At 70.0% G+C, this 16,163-nt stretch carries 20 protein-coding genes; 13 read left to right on the top strand and 7 right to left on the bottom strand.

Annotated features, from left to right (window positions below; translation table 11 throughout):
* Nucleotides 1-33: 33 nt before the first annotated feature.
* The 4 genes from apbC to tsaA all read left to right on the top strand — a co-directional run bounded on the left by apbC (nucleotide 34) and on the right by tsaA (nucleotide 3,048).
* Complete coding sequence (gene apbC, locus AC1RLW_RS19105) at nucleotides 34-1,125, top strand: iron-sulfur cluster carrier protein ApbC (RefSeq protein ID WP_062478984.1); 1,092 nt, start codon at nucleotides 34-36, stop codon at nucleotides 1,123-1,125.
* A 77-nt stretch (nucleotides 1,126-1,202) separates the two neighbouring features.
* Nucleotides 1,203-2,153: a LysR family transcriptional regulator gene (locus AC1RLW_RS19100; protein WP_493194510.1), complete on the top strand. Its 951-nt coding sequence runs from the start codon at nucleotides 1,203-1,205 to the stop codon at nucleotides 2,151-2,153.
* 53 nt (nucleotides 2,154-2,206) lie between these two features.
* Nucleotides 2,207-2,554, top strand: coding sequence for a winged helix-turn-helix domain-containing protein (locus AC1RLW_RS19095; protein ID WP_062478989.1), 348 nt, complete (start codon nucleotides 2,207-2,209; stop codon nucleotides 2,552-2,554).
* Nucleotides 2,551-3,048 (top strand): tRNA (N6-threonylcarbamoyladenosine(37)-N6)-methyltransferase TrmO, encoded by a 498-nt coding sequence (gene tsaA / locus AC1RLW_RS19090; protein ID WP_493194509.1) that lies wholly within the window; start codon nucleotides 2,551-2,553, stop codon nucleotides 3,046-3,048. The genes AC1RLW_RS19095 and tsaA overlap by 4 nt, the downstream gene beginning before the upstream one ends.
* Here the strand turns inward: tsaA and AC1RLW_RS19085 are convergent.
* Together AC1RLW_RS19085 and AC1RLW_RS19080 are read right to left on the bottom strand one after the other, a co-directional pair.
* Entirely contained in the window at nucleotides 3,009-3,689 is a 681-nt protein-coding gene (locus AC1RLW_RS19085; protein ID WP_493194508.1) for a nitroreductase family protein, read from the bottom strand. The genes tsaA and AC1RLW_RS19085 overlap by 40 nt on opposite strands.
* Nucleotides 3,686-3,925, bottom strand: a complete 240-nt coding sequence (locus tag AC1RLW_RS19080) for a hypothetical protein (RefSeq protein ID WP_062478998.1) — start codon at nucleotides 3,923-3,925, stop codon at nucleotides 3,686-3,688. Before AC1RLW_RS19080 ends, AC1RLW_RS19085 begins: the two co-directional genes overlap by 4 nt.
* A 115-nt stretch (nucleotides 3,926-4,040) precedes the next feature.
* Here AC1RLW_RS19080 and modB point away from each other — a divergent pair, with 115 nt between their 5' ends.
* From modB to fdhD, 8 genes are all read left to right on the top strand, one after another.
* A complete protein-coding gene (modB, locus tag AC1RLW_RS19075) occupies nucleotides 4,041-4,730 on the top strand; it encodes a molybdate ABC transporter permease subunit (protein ID WP_062479002.1) in 690 nt (229 codons plus the stop codon).
* 28 nt (nucleotides 4,731-4,758) lie between these two features.
* Complete coding sequence (gene modA, locus AC1RLW_RS19070) at nucleotides 4,759-5,508, top strand: molybdate ABC transporter substrate-binding protein (protein WP_493194507.1); 750 nt, start codon at nucleotides 4,759-4,761, stop codon at nucleotides 5,506-5,508.
* The gene (locus AC1RLW_RS19065) at nucleotides 5,505-6,293 is read left to right on the top strand and encodes an ABC transporter ATP-binding protein (RefSeq protein WP_492734194.1); all 789 of its coding nucleotides are present in this window, start codon (nucleotides 5,505-5,507) and stop codon (nucleotides 6,291-6,293) included. The genes modA and AC1RLW_RS19065 overlap by 4 nt, the downstream gene beginning before the upstream one ends.
* Nucleotides 6,294-6,327: 34 nt before the next feature.
* A complete protein-coding gene (locus AC1RLW_RS19060) occupies nucleotides 6,328-6,609 on the top strand; it encodes a YlcI/YnfO family protein (protein ID WP_493194505.1) in 282 nt (93 codons plus the stop codon).
* On the top strand, nucleotides 6,606-6,920 hold the full coding sequence (locus AC1RLW_RS19055; protein WP_493194504.1) for a type II toxin-antitoxin system RelE/ParE family toxin: 315 nt from the start codon (nucleotides 6,606-6,608) through the stop codon (nucleotides 6,918-6,920). Before AC1RLW_RS19060 ends, AC1RLW_RS19055 begins: the two co-directional genes overlap by 4 nt.
* Before the next feature lie 78 nt (nucleotides 6,921-6,998).
* Nucleotides 6,999-9,341: an FdhF/YdeP family oxidoreductase gene (locus tag AC1RLW_RS19050; protein WP_493194502.1), complete on the top strand. Its 2,343-nt coding sequence runs from the start codon at nucleotides 6,999-7,001 to the stop codon at nucleotides 9,339-9,341.
* Nucleotides 9,338-9,628 carry a hypothetical protein gene (locus tag AC1RLW_RS19045; RefSeq protein ID WP_307696225.1) on the top strand — a complete coding sequence of 97 codons (291 nt, stop codon included), beginning with the start codon at nucleotides 9,338-9,340 and terminating at the stop codon, nucleotides 9,626-9,628. Before AC1RLW_RS19050 ends, AC1RLW_RS19045 begins: the two co-directional genes overlap by 4 nt.
* A 19-nt stretch (nucleotides 9,629-9,647) precedes the next feature.
* Nucleotides 9,648-10,553, top strand: coding sequence for a formate dehydrogenase accessory sulfurtransferase FdhD (gene fdhD / locus AC1RLW_RS19040; protein ID WP_493194500.1), 906 nt, complete (start codon nucleotides 9,648-9,650; stop codon nucleotides 10,551-10,553).
* Here the strand turns inward: fdhD and mnmH are convergent.
* From mnmH to AC1RLW_RS19015, 5 genes are read right to left on the bottom strand one after another with little or no spacing between them, the layout of a single operon-like run.
* Complete coding sequence (mnmH, locus tag AC1RLW_RS19035; protein ID WP_493194499.1) at nucleotides 10,490-11,557, bottom strand: tRNA 2-selenouridine(34) synthase MnmH; 1,068 nt, start codon at nucleotides 11,555-11,557, stop codon at nucleotides 10,490-10,492. The two genes, fdhD and mnmH, sit on opposite strands and share 64 nt — an antisense overlap.
* A 35-nt stretch (nucleotides 11,558-11,592) precedes the next feature.
* The gene (gene phnE / locus AC1RLW_RS19030) at nucleotides 11,593-12,390 is read right to left on the bottom strand and encodes a phosphonate ABC transporter, permease protein PhnE (protein ID WP_493194497.1); all 798 of its coding nucleotides are present in this window, start codon (nucleotides 12,388-12,390) and stop codon (nucleotides 11,593-11,595) included.
* Nucleotides 12,387-13,223 carry a PhnE/PtxC family ABC transporter permease gene (locus AC1RLW_RS19025; protein ID WP_493194495.1) on the bottom strand — a complete coding sequence of 279 codons (837 nt, stop codon included), beginning with the start codon at nucleotides 13,221-13,223 and terminating at the stop codon, nucleotides 12,387-12,389. Before AC1RLW_RS19025 ends, phnE begins: the two co-directional genes overlap by 4 nt.
* A complete protein-coding gene (locus AC1RLW_RS19020) occupies nucleotides 13,220-14,038 on the bottom strand; it encodes a phosphonate ABC transporter ATP-binding protein (RefSeq protein ID WP_493194493.1) in 819 nt (272 codons plus the stop codon). Before AC1RLW_RS19020 ends, AC1RLW_RS19025 begins: the two co-directional genes overlap by 4 nt.
* 13 nt (nucleotides 14,039-14,051) lie before the next feature.
* On the bottom strand, nucleotides 14,052-14,915 hold the full coding sequence (locus AC1RLW_RS19015; protein WP_062469048.1) for a putative selenate ABC transporter substrate-binding protein: 864 nt from the start codon (nucleotides 14,913-14,915) through the stop codon (nucleotides 14,052-14,054).
* A 111-nt stretch (nucleotides 14,916-15,026) separates the two neighbouring features.
* Between AC1RLW_RS19015 and selD the strand changes: the two genes are divergently transcribed.
* Nucleotides 15,027-16,106 (top strand): selenide, water dikinase SelD, encoded by a 1,080-nt coding sequence (gene selD / locus AC1RLW_RS19010; RefSeq protein ID WP_062469051.1) that lies wholly within the window; start codon nucleotides 15,027-15,029, stop codon nucleotides 16,104-16,106.
* Nucleotides 16,107-16,163 lie beyond the last annotated feature (57 nt).

Here is a 16,163-nt window from a genome sequence, read left to right as displayed (position 1 = left end):
GAATAGACTACCCGCCATTCAGGAGTTTGATCAATGGCACTCACCCCCGACGGGCTCATGGACGCACTCAAGAGCGTCACGGACCCTAACACCGGCAAAGAATTCGCAGCGACCCGCTCGCTCAAAAACCTGCAGATCGCCGAGGGCGATGTCTCGTTCGACCTCGAACTCGGCTACCCCGCCAAGAGCCAGCACGCGGCCATCCGCAAGTCGCTCGTGGCCGCGGCCAAGGCCGTGCCGGGCGTGGAGAACGTGTCGGTCAACATCGTCACCAAGGTCATCAGCCATGCGGTGCAGCGCGGCGTGCAGCTGATGCCCAACGTGCGCAACATCGTGGCCGTGGCCTCGGGCAAGGGCGGCGTGGGCAAGAGCACCACGGCCGCCAACCTGGCGCTGGCGCTGGCCGCCGAGGGCGCCAGCGTGGGCCTGCTCGACGCCGACATCTACGGCCCGAGCCAGCCCATGATGATGGGCCTGGACGGGCGCCCCGAGAGCATCGACGGCAAGAACATGGAGCCCAAGGAGCGCCATGGCGTGCAGGTGATGTCGATCGGCTTCCTGGTCGACGCTGACCAGGCCATGATCTGGCGCGGCCCCATGGCCACGCAGGCGCTCGAGCAGCTGCTGCGCCAGACCAACTGGAAAGACCTGGACTACCTGATCGTCGACATGCCGCCGGGCACCGGCGACATCCAGCTCACGCTGAGCCAGCGCGTGCCGATGACGGGCGCGGTGATCGTCACCACGCCGCAGGACATCGCGCTGCTCGACGCGCGCAAGGGCATCCAGATGTTCGAGAAGGTCGGCGTGCCGATCCTGGGCATCGTGGAGAACATGGCGGTGCACATCTGCTCCAACTGCGGCCATGCCGAGCACATCTTCGGCGCCGACGGCGGCAAGAAGATGGCGGCCGAGTACCAGATGGCCTACCTGGGCGCGCTGCCGCTGGACATCAACATCCGCCTGCAGGCGGACAGCGGGGCGCCGACGGTGGTGTCCGACCCCGACGGCGAGGTGGCCGGGCTCTACAAGGCCGTGGCGCGCAGCGTGGCGGTGGGGATCGCAGAGAAGGCGAAGGACTTTTCCGCGAAGTTCCCGACGATCTCGATCAGCAAGAACACCTGAGGCACAGGCGGGGGCAGGGCGAGGGCCAGGGCAGGCGCCCCGGACGAGAGCCCGCAAGAAGAAAAAGGACGCACGCAATGAACCTGCTCGCCTCGATGCGCTACCTCGTCGCACTCAGCGAGCACAAGCATTTCGGCCGCGCCGCGCAGGCCTGCCACATCACGCAGCCGGCCCTGTCCAACGCGCTGCGCGCGCTGGAAGGCGAGTTCGGCGTCGTCATCGTCAAGCGCTCCCGCGTGTACGTGGGCCTCACGCACGAAGGCGAGCGCGTGCTGGCCACGGCGCAGCGCATGCTGCGCGACAACGAGGTGCTGCTGCAGGAGCTGCGCAGCGAGGCCGGCGACCCGCGCGGGCGGCTGCGCATGGCCGCCGTGCCCACCGCGATCCCGATGTTGTCGCGCTTTGCCGCGATGCTGCAGCAGCGCCATCCGGGCATCGTGCCGGCGGTGCTCTCCATGAGCTCGCAGGAGCTGGAAACGGGCCTGGAAAACCTTTCGGTCGACCTCGCACTGGGCTACACGGAGCGCATGCACCTGCCGGGCGTCAAGCTCAAGGCCTGGCCGCAGAGCATCGAGCATTACTTTTTGCTGCGGCGCGCGAAGAAGCCCTCGGCCGACCGGCTGCGCATCGGCCGTCCCATCCCCTGGGCCGAAGCCGGCACGCTGCCGCTGTGCCTGCTCACGCCCGACATGCACAACCGCGCCATCATCGACCAGGCGCTGCGCGAGGCCGGCGTGGCCGCGGTGGCGCCCGCCATCGAGACCAACTCGGTGCTCACGCTCGCGCTGGCCGTGAGCGCGGGCACCGTCAGCAGCGTGCTGCCCGGCGCCATGGTGGCGGCCGTGCGCAGCCACCGCGAACTGGAGGCGCTGCCGCTGGTGGCGCCCGAGGTGCGCACGCCCATCGGCTTCATGACGCAGGAGGGCGTGCGGCCCGCGCGGGCGCTCGATGCGGCGCTGGCCTTCTTGCAGACGCCCGAATGGCAGGCGCAGGCGCGCCAGCACAGCGGCGCGCTCGACGCCGCGTAGCCCCAGCCCACGGGTGCCGGCGGCACCCCGGATGGTTTACCCTTCGCGCCACCATGAAATCCAAAGCCCAGTTCCGCCTGCGCATCTACCGGGACGACACCATCGCCATCGGCCCCGGCAAGATCGCCGTGCTCGAAGCCGTGGCCGAGACCGGTTCGATCTCGGCGGCGGCCCGCCTGCTCGGCATGTCGTACCGCCGCGCGTGGATGCTGATCGACGAGATGAACCAGACGCTGGCCTCGCCGGCCGTGAACACCGCCGCCGGCGGCTCGCGCGGCGGCGGCACGGCGCTCACGCCCGTGGGCGAGGACATCGTGAAGCGCTACCGCGCCATCGAGAACGCTGCGCGCCTCGCGACGGCTGCCGACGTTCGCGCGCTCACGCGCCTGCTGGCCCCATGAACGCCGCCGACATCGACCCTGTCGTCTGCCGCCCGGTCGGCGTCGTGCGCAGCCGCTTCACCGAAACCTCGGGCATGCCCATCCAGACGGCCGGCGCGCCCGACGAAGTGGGGCGCCTGGAGGTGTTCGCCGAGTTCGCGCCGGGGCTGCGCGACATCGAAGGCTTTGACTACCTGATCCTCGTGACGCACCTGCACCGCTGCGCGCATGAACGGCTCGAGGTGGTGCCCTTTCTCGACGACGCCACGCACGGCGTGTTCGCCACGCGTTCGCCCGCGCGGCCCAACCGGCTGGGCCTGTCGATCGTGCGGCTCACGGCGGTGGAGGGCACGACGCTGCATTTCAGCGGCAACGACATGATCGACGGCACGCCTGTGCTCGACATCAAGCCCTACGTGCCGCGCTTCGACGTGCGCGAGACCGAGCGCGTGGGCTGGTTCGGCGCGCGGCTCGATCAGCTGCCGCGCACGCGTTCCGACGGTCGGATGGACTGATCGCCGTCGCCTGACGCCTCGCCGGCCGCGCCCGGCAGCAGGTCGCCCTGCCAGCACGACCACACGTCCTGCGACAGCGTCTCGCGCGCCTGCGGCGGCGCCTCGCGGATCGTGCCCATGCTGATGAAGCCCGCCAGATACTCGCCCGGCTGCACGCCGACCTGGCGCACCAGCGTCTCGTCGAAGCAGCGCTCGCCGCTGAGCACGATGGCGCCGTAGCCCAACTGGTGCGCGGCGGCCAGCAGGTTGCCCAGCGCCGCGCCGGCGCCCAGCCACTGCTCGCGCGCGGGGATCTTGCTGCGCTCGCGCGGCGACACCACGAAGCCCAACAGCAGCGGCGGGCGTGTGGCGTGCTCGCGGGCGCGCCGCAGGTCGGTCGGGCTGGCGAGCGGATCGCGGCGCAGCTTTTCCTGTTCGAAGCACCAGGCCAGCGCCTCGCGGTTCTGCGGGCGGAACTCGATCACGCGCCACGGATGCAGCCCGCCGTGGTCGGGCGCGCGCAGGCCGGCTTGAATGATGGCGTCGAGTTCGTCGGGGTTCGGGCCGGGCGATTGCAGCCGCCGCGGCGAGACCGAGCGCCGCGTCAGCAGGACTTCGAGGATGCGTTCCGCACCCGTCATGTGGCGCCACATCGTTGTCATGGCCCGCGCCGGTCGGTCCACGCGGCGCTGCGGCGCAGCACCTCGCCGATGTCCTGCGCGTCGCCCGGCGCCACCAGGAACGACTGGCTCTCGCCGCCCGGCGCGATGATCGACAGCACGAAGCCGCCGGCGTCCAGCGTGCGTTCGATGCGCCATTCGTGCACCTGCGTCACATGGCGAAGCTCGGGCCTGCCGGAGGTCGAGCGGACAACGGTGTCATGAGGGGAAAGGCGCATGGGGCGGATGGACAAAGTCTCCAACGCTGTATTCGTCAGTATATGAAGACCGGCGCATCCGTGCATCCCCGTGGGAACCAGAAGGCCACTCATGTAACAATTACGCCGTATCTCAATGAACACGACGACCACCTCTTCGCTCATCGCCACCACCGACTGGTCGCCGCTGGTCCTGTCGCTGCAGGTCGCGGCGGTCGCGACCTTGCTGGCGCTGGTCGCGGGCGTGGCGCTGGGCTGGGTGTTCGCGCGCAAGCAGTTCGTTGGTTCGGGCGTGCTCGAGGCCGTGTTCATGCTGCCGCTGGTGCTGCCGCCCACGGTGATCGGCTACGCCATCCTGGTCGCGGCGGGGCGGCGCAGCCCGCTCGGCGCCTGGCTGCGCGAACACTTCGACTACACCATCATCTTCAGCTGGCATGGGGCCGTGGTGGCCTCGGCCGTGGTGGCGCTGCCGCTGGTGCTCAAGTCGGCCAGCGCCGCGTTCTCGAACGTCGACCGCTCGCTCGAAGCCGCCGCGAGCACCTTGCGCCAGTCGCCGTTCTCGGTGTTCCTGCGCGTCACGCTGCCGCTGGCCTGGCCCGGCATCCTGGCCGGCACGCTGCTCGCGTTCGCGCGCGCCATGGGCGAGTTCGGCGCCTCGCTGATGGTGGCCGGCTCCATTCCCAAGCAGACCCAGACCCTGTCGATGGCCATCTATGACGCCGTGCAGGCCGGCCATGACGACCTGGCGCTGCTGCTGGTGGTCGTCACGTCGGTGCTGTCGATCGCCGTGCTGGTCGTGTCGAACCGCTTCTTTTCGCTTCGTTGATTCCCCCTTTTTCCAGGAGACTGTGCCTATGCGTCCGTTGCGTCTTTTGTCCGTCGTGCTTGCCCTGGCCCTGCCGCTTGCGGCCGCCGCGCAGCAGATCACCGTGTCCGCCGCCGCGAGCCTGACCGACGCGTTCAAGGAAATCGGTCCCAAGTTCGAAGCCGCCAAGGCCGGCAGCACCGTGCGCTTCAACTTCGCCGCCTCGGGCGTGCTGCTGCAGCAGATCGGGCAGGGCGCGCCGGTCGACGTGTTCGCCAGCGCCGACCAGGAAACCATGAACCGCGGCAACGACCAGAAGCTCATCGACACCGCCACCCGCAAGGACTTCGTCACCAACAGCCTCGTGCTGGTCGAGCCCGCGCAGGGCGCCGTCGGACTGAAGTCGCTGCAGGACCTGAGCGGTGCGAACGTGAAGAAGATCGCCGTCGGCAAGACCGCCACCGTGCCGGTCGGCCGCTACACCAAGCAGGTGCTGGACAACGCCAAACTCTGGACCGTGCTCGAACCCAAGTTCGTGCAGGCCGACAGCGTGCGTCAGGTGCTCGACTACGTGAGCCGTGGCGAGGTCGAGGCGGGCTTCGTGTACCGCACCGACGCGGCCGTGGCCGGCGACAAGGTCAAGGTCGCCTTCACGCCCACCGGCCACACGCCCGTGACCTACCCCATCGCCGTGGTGGCCGAGAGCAAGCAGAAGGCGCTGGCCGGCGACTTCATCGCCTTCCTGTCGACGCCTGCGGCCCAGGAAGTGCTCGCGCGCTACGGTTTCGGCAAGCCATGATCGATGTCGATCTGCAGCTCACGGTGAAGGACGGAGCCCGGCGCTTCGACCTCGCCGTGCGCTTCCAGACCGACGTTCCCTTTGCCGCGCTCTACGGTCCTTCGGGGGCCGGCAAGTCGCTCACCCTGCAGGCCATCGCCGGCCTGCTGCATCCGTCGGCGGGCCATGTGCGGCTCGACGGCCGCACGCTGTACGACGCGGCGCAGCGCATCGACGTGCCCGCGCCGGCGCGCCGCATCGGCTATCTGTTCCAGAACTACGCGCTGTTCCCGCACCTCACGGTGCGCGAGAACGTGGCCTTCGGGCTCACCGCGTGGCACCGCCGCACGCTGCCGGCCCGCGACGCCGAGCGCGTGCAGGCGCTGCTGGCCAGCTTCGGCCTCGCCGCGCTGGCCGACAGCCGGCCTCAGAAACTCTCGGGCGGCCAGCAGCAGCGCGTGGCCCTGGCGCGTGCGCTGGCCTGCGAGCCGCAGGTGCTGCTGCTCGACGAACCCTTTGCCGCGCTCAACCCCATGCTGCGCGCCGAGCTGCGCAACGAGCTCGCGCAGGTGCGCAAGCAATGGGGCATCCCGGTCCTGATGATCACGCACGACATCGAGGACGTGCTCGCCCTGGCCGACGTTGCCTTCGTCTACAAGGACGGGCAGGTGGTGCGGGAGATCGACCTGCACAACGCCGACAGCCGCGACTTTGCGCTGCGGGAGATTGCCGGGGTGCAGGAGGTGGAAGAGACGCCGCTGCGCAGCAAGCTGAGGGGCTTGCTGATGGGTGGCGCGCGCAGCTGACGCGTTTGCATCGCATCAGCGATACAATTTGGCGATGAAAACCGCCACCATTCCTTCCGTGCGTGTGGAGCCCGAATTTCGGGACGAGGTCGAGCAGGTGCTCGGCGAGGGCGAGTCGCTGTCCCAGTTCGTCGAAGCGGCGGTGCGTGCCAGTGTCCTGCAGCGCAAGAACCAGTCCGAGTTCGTGGCGCGTGGCATGAAGTCGCTGGCCAGTGCGCGCCGCATGGGCGCGTATGTCGACGCCGACGAGGTGCTCCACCGGCTTCGCACGAAGCTCGACGGGGCGAAGAAGCAGCTCGGCGCCGCGCGCCGGTGAGCTACACCGTCCGGTTCACGCGCCAGGCGGCACAAGACCTGGAGCGCTTGTACGACTTCGTGCTCGAGCGCGAACTCGCGAGGGAAGGTGATCTGACGCTGGCCACGCGCGCGCTCGAAGCGATCGAGCGCGGGCTTGCTGCGCTGGCCTTCTCGCCGTTCACTTGCCGCAAGGCGGGCGACAGCCCCTTCATCCGCGAACTCGTGATCCCCTTTGGCGGCACCGGGTATGTCGCGCTGTTCGAGATCGAAGGGGACGACTCGGTCGTCGTCGCCGCGGTCCGGCATCAGCGGGAAGACGACTACCACTGAGTCCGTCATTTCCATTTTGAATCGCCGCATGTGCCGATTCAATTTGACGCCACGCCCCCGCAGGCCAACACTGCCGCCATGAGCGAGCAGAAGATCGAGTTTTACAAGGGCCCCGCCGGTGGCTGGGGCGCGTTGCGCAGCGTGACGAATGCGCTGCTGCGGCAGGACATTCCGGTCAAGGGCGCGAAGACGCTGCTCTCGGCCAACCAGCCCGACGGTTTCGACTGCCCCGGTTGCGCCTGGCCCGACCGCAACCATGCCTCGACCTTCGAGTTCTGCGAGAACGGCGTGAAGGCCGTGGCCGCCGAGGCCACCGCGCGCCGCGCCGGCCCGGAGCTGTTCGCGAAGCACACCGTGGCCGAGCTGGCGCAGCAGAGCGATTTCTGGCTCGAAGACCAGGGCCGCCTCACGCACCCCATGGCCTACGACGCGGCCAGCGACAAGTACGTGCCCATCGACTGGGACGACGCCTTCGCGCGCATCGCGCAGCACCTGAACGCGCTGCCCGACCCGAACCAGGCCATCTTCTACACCTCGGGCCGCGCGAGCAACGAAGCGGCCTTTTTGTACCAGCTGTTCGTGCGCGAGTACGGCACCAACAATTTTCCCGACTGCTCGAACATGTGCCACGAGCCCAGCGGCAGCGGCATGCGCCCGCAGCTGGGCGTGGGCAAGGGCACGGTCACGCTGGAAGACTTCGAGAAGGCCGACGCGATCTTCATCTTCGGCCAGAACCCGGGCACCAACCACCCGCGCATGCTCGGCGAGCTGCGCGCGGCCTCCAAGCGCGGCGCGCGCATCGTGAGCTTCAACCCGCTGCGCGAGCGCGGGCTGGAGCGCTTTGCCGATCCGCAGGACAAGCTGGAGATGGCCACGCTGGGCTCCACGCCGATCAGCACGCATTACTTCCAGCTGCGCGTGGGCGGTGACTTCGCGGCCGTGAAGGGGATGATGAAGCACGTCATCGAACGCGAAGACGCGGCGGTGGCGCGCGGCGAACCTTCGGTGCTCGACCACGCATTCATCGCCGAGCACACCCAGGGTTTCGAGGCGCTGGCCGGCGACCTGCGCGCCGAATCGTGGCCGCTGCTGGCGCAGGAGTCGGGCCTGAGCGAAGCGCAGATGCGCGCGGCGGCCGACGTGTACCTGGGCGCCAAGCGCGTCATCGCCTGCTGGGGCATGGGCATCACGCAGCACCAGCATTCGGTGGCCACGATCCAGATGATCGGCAACTGGCTCATGCTGTGCGGCCACATGGGCCGCGAAGGCGCGGGCGCCTGCCCGGTGCGCGGCCACAGCAACGTGCAGGGCGACCGCACCATGGGCATCTGGGAAAAGCCGCCGGCCGCGCTGCTCGACCGGCTGCAGCAGGTGTTCGGCTTCGAGCCGCCGCGCCAGAACGGCGTGGACACGGTCGAGGCGATCCAGCTCATGCTCGACGGCAAGGGCAAGGTGTTCTTCGCGCTGGGCGGCAACTTCGCGGCCGCCACGCCCGACACCTACCAGACCTGGAAGGCGCTGCAGCAGTGCGACCTCACGGTGCACGTGACCACCAAGCTCAACCGCAGCCACATCATCCACGGGCGCGAGGCGCTCATCCTGCCGTGCCTGGGCCGCACCGAGATCGACATGCAGGCGAACGGCCCGCAGGGCGTGACAGTCGAAGACTCGATGAGCATGGTCCACATCTCGATGGGCATCAACCCGCCCGCGTCGGAGCATCTGCTGTCCGAGCCCGCTATCGTGGCGCGCCTGGCCGCGGCCACCATCGGCGCGCGCAGCAAGACGCCGTGGCTCTGGCTGGTGGAAGACTACGCCCGCATCCGCGACAAGATCGAAGCCGTGTTCGACGACTTCAAGGACTTCAACGCGCGCGTGGCGCACCCCGGCGGCTTCCGCCTGCGCAACACGGCGAGCGAGCGGGTGTGGAACACGGCGTCGCGCAAGGCCGTGTTCTTCACGCACGCCGTGCCGCTGGACACGCACGCGCACCGCGCCCGCGCACGCTTTGCGTCGCAGCGCGACACGTTGGTGTTCACGCTGCTCACCACGCGCTCGCACGACCAGTACAACACCACCATCTACGGCATGGACGACCGCTACCGCGGCGTGTTCGGCCAGCGCCGCGTGGTGTTCATCCACACCGACGACATCCGCCAGCTCGGCATGAAGGACGGCGACTGGGTCGACATCCAGACCGTGTGGAGCGACGGGCAGGAGCGTCGCGCCGACCGCTTCAAGCTGGTGGCCTACGACATCCCGCGCGGCAATCTCGCGGCCTACTACCCCGAGACGAACCCGCTGGTGCCGCTGTCGTCGGTGGCCGAGAACGCGGGCACGCCGACCTCCAAGTCGATCCCCGTGGTGCTGTCGCTGCATGTGGCGCCGGTCGCGGCGGAGGCCGACGCCGTGGCGGCATGAGCGATTCCGGGTTCGACGCCGACGCCTTTTCCATCGCGATCCTGCGTGCGCTGGCCGAAGCGCCCGGCGAAGGTGGCATGTCGCTGCCGCGCCTGGGCAAGCGGCTGGGGCAGGGCGCCAGCGTGGTCATGCGCCAGCTCACGCTGATGGGCGATGCCGCATTGGGCGGCGTGCGCGGGCCCGGCTGGGTGCGCGTGGTGCAGCTGGACGATCGCTGGGTCGCGCACCTCACCGACGCCGGGCGCGCGGTGGTCGACAGCCTGCCGGCTGACGAACAATCCGACTGAGCGGACAATGGCCGCGGCCATGACAGATACCCCCGAACCCGACGCCCTGCCGCCCCTCGCACGCCATGCCGTGCACGTCTTCGGCGAGCGCGGCCTCGCGCCCGAGGGCGTGGTGCGTGACGACACGCTGGCCGCCGAGGTGCCGGTGGCGCTGGTGTTCAACGGCGTCTCGCACGCCGTGATGATGGCCACGCCGCAAGACCTCGAGGCCTTCGCGCTGGGCTTTGCGCTCAGCGAAGGCATCCTCGACAGCGCCGCCGATTGCCGCGGCATCGACGTGCGAACGGTCGAGGCCCTCGATGCGGGCCTGCCCGAAGGCATGCCGGGCATCGAGGTGCAGCTCGAAGTGTCCACGCGCAGCTTCGAACGCCTGAAGGACCGCCGTCGCAGCCTCGCGGGCCGCACCGGCTGCGGCGTGTGCGGCGTCGAAAGTTTCGCGGGGCTCGACCTGTCGCCGCAGCGCGTGCCGCCGCGCGACTGGATCGAACGCATCGACCTGGCCACCGTGCTGCGCGCCTTCGCCGCCATGCCGCCGCGCCAGGTGCTCAATGCCGAGGCCGGTGCGATCCATGCGGCGGCCTGGGCCACGGTCGACGGCGAACTCACCGACGTCATGGAAGACGTGGGCCGCCACAACGCGCTCGACAAGCTGCTCGGCGCGCTGGCCCGTGCGAATCGGCTGCAGGAGCCCGGCTTCGTGCTGATGTCCAGCCGCGGCAGCCACGAGCTGGTGCGCAAGTGCGCGCGCCTGGGCATCGCGGCGATGGCGACCATCTCGGCGCCGACCGCGATGGGCGTGCGCATGGCCGAGCTCAGCGGCCTGCGCTTCTGGGGGCTGTGCCGCGCGCCGCGCGGCGTGCTTTACGCCGACGGGCTCGGTGCGCCGAGCGCCAGCACCGCGTCGGCCACGGCCTCGATACCCTGATCCGAGAGGTCGGTCGCCCCCACGCGCTGGCGATTCGCCCACGCGCGAAAGTGCGTCTCCTGCGACTTCTGGTAGTGCGGGTCGTAGTGCAAGGACATGAGTTCGGCGAACAGGTGCGGCAGGTCGGCCTCGTGGGCCCACTGCTGCCAGCGCGTCACCGTTTCCTTGCCCTGCAGTTCCTTGAGCACGCCCATCTTCTCGGCGAGCGCTGCGCGGTCGTCGCCCAGGTAGGCGTAGTCGCGCAGCAGGTAGGCCAGCCGCGCCTCGGGCGTGGCCTCCACCTCGATGCACGGCGCGGCGCGCATCTGCGCCACCAGCGACAGCGGCAGCGACAGCCGCCCGATGCGCACGCTCTCGCCCTCGACATACAGCGGGCGCGAGAGGTCGATGGCTTCGAGCACGGTCGCGATGCGCGTCTCGAAGTGCTTTTGCGAAGGCTGCGGCACGCCCGGCAGCGCGCCGAGCAGCGAGCCCTTGTGGTTGGCGAAGTCTTCGAGGTCGAGCACCTGGGCGCCGCGCTCGGCCAGTGCGTGCAGCACGCGCGTCTTGGCGCTGCCGGTGGCGCCGCAGACCACGCGCAGGTCGAGCTGCGGCGTCAGCGCGTCGAGCTGCGAGATCACGTGCCGGCGAAAGCTCTTGTAGCCGCCCGCGAGCTGCTGCGCGTCCCAGCCCACGAGCCGCAGCCAGGTGACCATCGAGCCGCTGCGCATGCCGCCGCGCCAGCAGTAGACCAGCGGCTTCCACTTCTCGGGCCGGTCGGCCAGCGTGTCGCGCAGGTGCGTCGCGATGTTGGCCGCCACCATGGCACCGCCGATGCGGCGCGCCTCGAAGGCGCCGGTCTGCACGTAGACCGTGCCGACGATGTGGCGCTCCTCGTCGTTGAGCACGGGGCAGTTGATGGCGCCGGGGATGTGGTCGAGCGCGAACTCGGCGGGCGAGCGGGCGTCGATGATCGAATCGAAGGCGTGGCGGTCCGCCACCCGGACGGGCTGGCGATGACTCATGGCTGAAGGGACCTCATGCCGCCATTGTCGGCCACTCAGGCGTAGGCGGGACCTAGGCCTTTTCGCAAGCGAGCACTCGCCAAGTCGACAAAGGTGACCAGCACGAACATCGCGATCAGCACCGTCATCGCCTGCTGCTGCTGGAAGATCGACAGGTGGAAGTACAGCAGCTGGCCCAGCCCGCCGCCGCCCACGAAGCCCAGCACGGCCGCCATGCGGATGTTCATTTCCCAGCGGTAGAGCGTGTAGGCCACCCACTGCGGCAGCACGATCGGCAGGCTGGCGTAGCTGAAGGCGGCGACCGGGCCGGCGCCCGAGAGCGCCAGCGCCTGCTCGGGTTCGCGCGGTGCGTTCTCCAGTGCCTCGGCAAAGAGTCGGCCCAGCACGCCCGTGGTGTGCAGCGCCAGTGCCAGCGCGCCCGCGAAGGGCCCGATGCCGGCGGCCAGCACCATCAGCGCGGCCCACACCAGCTCGGGCACGCTGCGCAAAAAGTTGAGCACGAAGCGCGCGCCATGGCGCAGCGGCCCGCCGATGCGCCCCGACGCCGGCAGCGCGAGCACGGCGCCCGCCACGGCGGCCAGCACGGTGCCCAGCGCCGACACCGCGAGCGTCTGCAGCGCGCCGTGGCCGACCTTGGCCAGGAACTCAGGCGACACGTCGGGCGGGAAGAACTCGGCGATGAACTTGCCCATGAGCCTGAGCGATTCGGCCGAGCCCAGCGCGCCGTAGTCGATGCCCAGGTAGACGAAGCTCGCGACCACGGCCGCGGCGATCAGCGCGAAGGCGAGCCAGCAGCGCAGGCACAGGGGAGGGCGTGGCGGCAGCGTCGTCATGCCAGGAGCTTTCGCAGCGCGTTGCTCAGCATGTCGGCCAGCAGCACGAGCGCGAGGAACACCAGCAGGATGCTGCTGGCTTCGCCGCCGTTGAGCATCTTCATCGACTGGTCCATCAGCTGCCCGAGGCCGCCCGCGCCCACGAAGCCCATCACCACCGAGGCGCGCACCGCGCATTCCCAGCGGTACACGGTGTACGAGGCCAGCTCCTGCGCCGTGTGCGGCAGCAGGCCGTAGCACAGCGCCGCGAGCCGGCCGCTGCCGCTTTCGAGCAGCGCGCGCGCGGGGCGCGTGTCGGTCGATTCGAGGATCTCGGCGTAGACCTTGCCCAGCATGCCGCCGTAGGTGATGGCCAGCGCCAGCACGCCGGCCGCGGGGCCGAGCCCGAGCGCGCGCACGAACAGCAGCGCCCACACGATCTCGGGAATGGCGCGCAGCACCATCAGCAGCCAGCGCGCTGCTTGGCGGACGATGCCGGCCTGCACGCGACCGGGGCCGGGCCCGATGCGCGAGATGGAGAGCGCGCGCGTGGTCACGAAGCCCAGCGGCGCGCCGATCAGCAGCGCCATGGCGGTGCCGGCCGTGGCCATGGCCAGGGTCTCGAGCGTGGCCTTGGCGAGCAAGGCGAGAAAGGTCGGCGAGCTGTCGGGCGGGAAGAAGCCCGCAAGAAAGCCGCCGATGACCGCGAGGTTGCCGCTGCCGAACAGCGCCCAGGGCTTGAATTCGGAGAGCGCGAGCACCGGCCACGCGATGGCCAGCGCCGCGAGCCATCCGGCCAGCCGGCGGCCTGCGTGCGGATCGCGCAGGGCGGGGCGGGCGAGTGTCGCCGTCACGGGCAGTCCGGTCGATGGAAGGCTGGCTCGGCGGTGCCTGCCGTGAGGGCGACTGGCCCTTGCGTCGCCACGCCGCCTTCGCTCGCATAGAGCGCCTCGAGCAGCGCCGGCGTCACCTGCGCGGCCGGCAGGTCGAAGGCGACCTGCCCGTCGCGCATGCCCACGATGCGCGGAAACCAGCGCAGCGCCAGGTCGACCGCGTGCAGCGACGCGACCAGCGTGGCGCCGGTCGATTCGCTCTGCGCCACCAGCTGGCCCACGGCCGCGTGCGCGAGCGTGGGGTCGAGCGCCGACACCGGCTCGTCCGCCAGCAGCAGTGCGGGGCGCTGGTACAGCACGCGCGCAATGCCCACGCGCTGCAGCTGGCCGCCCGAGAGGCGGTCGCAGCGGTCGAACAGCCGGTCTTCGAGCGCGAGCCGGGCCAGCGCCGCGTGCGCGCCCGCGATGTCGGATGGATAGAAAAGCGAACCCAGCGCGCGTGCCGTCGACCACTGGCCGAGCCGGCCCGCGAGCACGGCCGTGACCACGCGCAGGCGCGGCGCGATCGGCGGCGCCTGGTGCACGGTGCCGATGCGCGCGCGCAGCTGCTTGAGCGCACGCGCCGGCAGCCGCCACGGGTGCTGGCCCAGCGCCTGCACCTGGCCTTCACCGGGCCGCAGCGCCGCGCCGAGCACGCGCAGCAGCGTGGTCTTGCCCGCGCCCGAAGGCCCGATGACGGCGATGCGCTCGCCATCGCGCGCGGCCAGCGTCACGCCGGCCAGCGCGCGCTGGCCGTTGGGGTGCACCACGCCCGCGCTGTCGAGCGAAAAACTCATCCGCGCATTCCGCTCACTTGATGAGGCCGGCCGACTTGCCCGCCGTCTCGATGCCGTCGTAGTTCGACGACTTGGTGGGAATGAACTTGCTCGCGCGCTGCAGCGCCATGATCTCCTTGTGCGCGGGGTTGGCCGGGTCCAGCTTGAGGAAGGCGTCGGTGAGCTTCTTCGTCACGGCGGCGTCCAGGCCCGGGCGCACGGTCCAGTTGTAGTCGTAGTAGGTCGGCGTGGTGGCCAGCACGCGCACCTTGGCGGCGTTGGGGTTCTTGGCCTCGACCAGCTTGTCCCACACCGAGGCGTTGAGCACGCCCGCTTCGGCGCGCGAGGCGGCCACGAAGGCCACGGTGGCGTCGTGCGCGCCCGAGAACGCGACGGTCTTGAAGTCCTTCTCGGGATTGATGCCGGCCTGCAGCAGGAAGTAGCGCGGCATCAGGCTGCCCGAGGTGGACGAGGGCGCGCCGAAGGCGAAGGTCTTGCCCTTCAGGTCGGCCAGGGTCTTGGCGGGGCTGTCGATCGGCACGATGAACTTGCTGGTGAACACCTCGTCTTCCGCGCGCTGCACGATCGGCACCGCGCCGCCGTTGGTGCGGATGCGCGCCTGCACGAAGGTGAAGCCGCCCAGCCAGGCCAGGTCGATCTTGTTGGTCGCCAGGCCTTCGACCACGGCGGCGTAGTCGGTCACGGGCGTGAACTGCACGTCCATGCCGGTTTCCTTCTTCAGGTAGTCGCCCAGCGGCGTGAACTTGCGCTGCAGCTCGGTGGGCGCCTCGTCGGGAATGGCCGACACGCGCAGCACGCCCTGGGCGAAGGCACCCACGGCGGTGAGGGACAGGGCCAGCGCGAGGGCGAGCCGGGACACGGTTTGTTTCGTTTGCATGGTGTGATGACGCGTTCAGTGGAAAAAGAAAAGGGTGTGTCGGGGCACTCGGGCAGACGGCGGTGCAGGCTTCGATAATCGCGGCTTGTTCCATTCGACCGACCTGCCGCCATGATCGAAGCCGCACCTTCCAAGCTCCTGAATCCGTTGGCGCCGCTGCGGCTCACCAGCTTCTCGCATGGGGGCGGCTGCGGCTGCAAGATCGCGCCGGGCGTGCTGTCGCAGATCCTCAAGAACCATGCGGGCGGGCTGATTCCGCCCGAGCTCATGGTCGGCATCGAGACCGCCGACGACGCGGCAGTCTACCGGCTCAACGACGAGCAGGCGCTGATCGCCACCACCGATTTCTTCATGCCCATCGTGGACGACCCCTACGAGTTCGGCCGCATCGCCGCGACCAACGCGATCAGCGACGTCTACGCGATGGGCGGGCGCCCGATCATGGCGCTGGCGCTGGTCGCCATGCCGATCAACCAGCTGCCGGTGGAGGTCATCGCCGAGATCGTGCGCGGCGGGCAGGACGTGTGCCGCGCGGCCGGCATTCCGATTGCGGGCGGCCACACCATCGATTCGGTCGAGCCGATCTACGGGCTGGTCGCGATGGGGCTGGTGCACCCCAAGCGCGTGCGGCGCAACGCCGACGCGCAGGCGGGCGACGTGCTGGTGCTGGGCAAGCCGCTGGGCGTGGGCGTGCTGTCGGCGGCGCTCAAGAAGCAGCAGCTGTCCGAGGCCGGCTACCGCCAGCTGATCGAGAACACGACCAAGCTCAACACGCCCGGCATCGCGCTGTCGGCGCTCGACGGCGTGCATGCGCTGACCGACGTCACCGGCTTCGGCCTGGCCGGCCACGCGCTCGAACTCGCGCGCGGCGCGGGGCTCGCGGCGGTGGTCGAATGGTCGCGCGTGCCGCTGCTCGACAACGTGATCGCCATGGCCGGCGGCGGGCTGGTCACCGGCGCGTCGGGCCGCAACTGGGCGGGCTACGGCGCCGACGTGCAACTGCACGAGGGCCTGCCGGCCACCGCGCAGGCGCTCATGACCGATCCGCAGACCTCGGGCGGCCTGCTCGTGAGCTGCGCGCCCGAGGCGGTCGAGGCGGTGCTGGAGATCTTCCGCAACGAAGGCTTCGGGCAGGCGGCGGTCATCGGCCGCGTGGAAGCTGGCGCGCCGGGGCTCGTCGTGTTGCCCTGAGCCGGGGCGCCGCCGGGTGGGTGGGGTCGTCATCGACACGCGCTCCTTCGTTTTTTC

This window comes from Variovorax sp. GW822-FHT04A09 (genome assembly GCF_058801005.1).
This window is presented reverse-complemented; position numbering and strand designations above follow the sequence as displayed.

Bases quoted from the DNA above. Each gene is read 5' to 3' on its own strand.
- apbC (WP_062478984.1), top strand. From the start codon at position 34: ATGGCACTCACCCCCGACGGGCTCATGGACGCACTCAAGAGCGTCACG.
- AC1RLW_RS19100 (WP_493194510.1), top strand. From the start codon at position 1,203: ATGAACCTGCTCGCCTCGATGCGCTACCTCGTCGCACTCAGCGAGCAC.
- AC1RLW_RS19095 (WP_062478989.1), top strand. From the start codon at position 2,207: ATGAAATCCAAAGCCCAGTTCCGCCTGCGCATCTACCGGGACGACACC.
- tsaA (WP_493194509.1), top strand. From the start codon at position 2,551: ATGAACGCCGCCGACATCGACCCTGTCGTCTGCCGCCCGGTCGGCGTC.
- AC1RLW_RS19085 (WP_493194508.1), bottom strand. From the start codon at position 3,689: ATGACAACGATGTGGCGCCACATGACGGGTGCGGAACGCATCCTCGAA.
- AC1RLW_RS19080 (WP_062478998.1), bottom strand. From the start codon at position 3,925: ATGCGCCTTTCCCCTCATGACACCGTTGTCCGCTCGACCTCCGGCAGG.
- modB (WP_062479002.1), top strand. From the start codon at position 4,041: ATGAACACGACGACCACCTCTTCGCTCATCGCCACCACCGACTGGTCG.
- modA (WP_493194507.1), top strand. From the start codon at position 4,759: ATGCGTCCGTTGCGTCTTTTGTCCGTCGTGCTTGCCCTGGCCCTGCCG.
- AC1RLW_RS19065 (WP_492734194.1), top strand. From the start codon at position 5,505: ATGATCGATGTCGATCTGCAGCTCACGGTGAAGGACGGAGCCCGGCGC.
- AC1RLW_RS19060 (WP_493194505.1), top strand. From the start codon at position 6,328: ATGAAAACCGCCACCATTCCTTCCGTGCGTGTGGAGCCCGAATTTCGG.
- AC1RLW_RS19050 (WP_493194502.1), top strand. From the start codon at position 6,999: ATGAGCGAGCAGAAGATCGAGTTTTACAAGGGCCCCGCCGGTGGCTGG.
- AC1RLW_RS19045 (WP_307696225.1), top strand. From the start codon at position 9,338: ATGAGCGATTCCGGGTTCGACGCCGACGCCTTTTCCATCGCGATCCTG.
- fdhD (WP_493194500.1), top strand. From the start codon at position 9,648: ATGACAGATACCCCCGAACCCGACGCCCTGCCGCCCCTCGCACGCCAT.
- mnmH (WP_493194499.1), bottom strand. From the start codon at position 11,557: ATGAGTCATCGCCAGCCCGTCCGGGTGGCGGACCGCCACGCCTTCGAT.
- phnE (WP_493194497.1), bottom strand. From the start codon at position 12,390: ATGACGACGCTGCCGCCACGCCCTCCCCTGTGCCTGCGCTGCTGGCTC.
- AC1RLW_RS19020 (WP_493194493.1), bottom strand. From the start codon at position 14,038: ATGAGTTTTTCGCTCGACAGCGCGGGCGTGGTGCACCCCAACGGCCAG.
- AC1RLW_RS19015 (WP_062469048.1), bottom strand. From the start codon at position 14,915: ATGCAAACGAAACAAACCGTGTCCCGGCTCGCCCTCGCGCTGGCCCTG.
- selD (WP_062469051.1), top strand. From the start codon at position 15,027: ATGATCGAAGCCGCACCTTCCAAGCTCCTGAATCCGTTGGCGCCGCTG.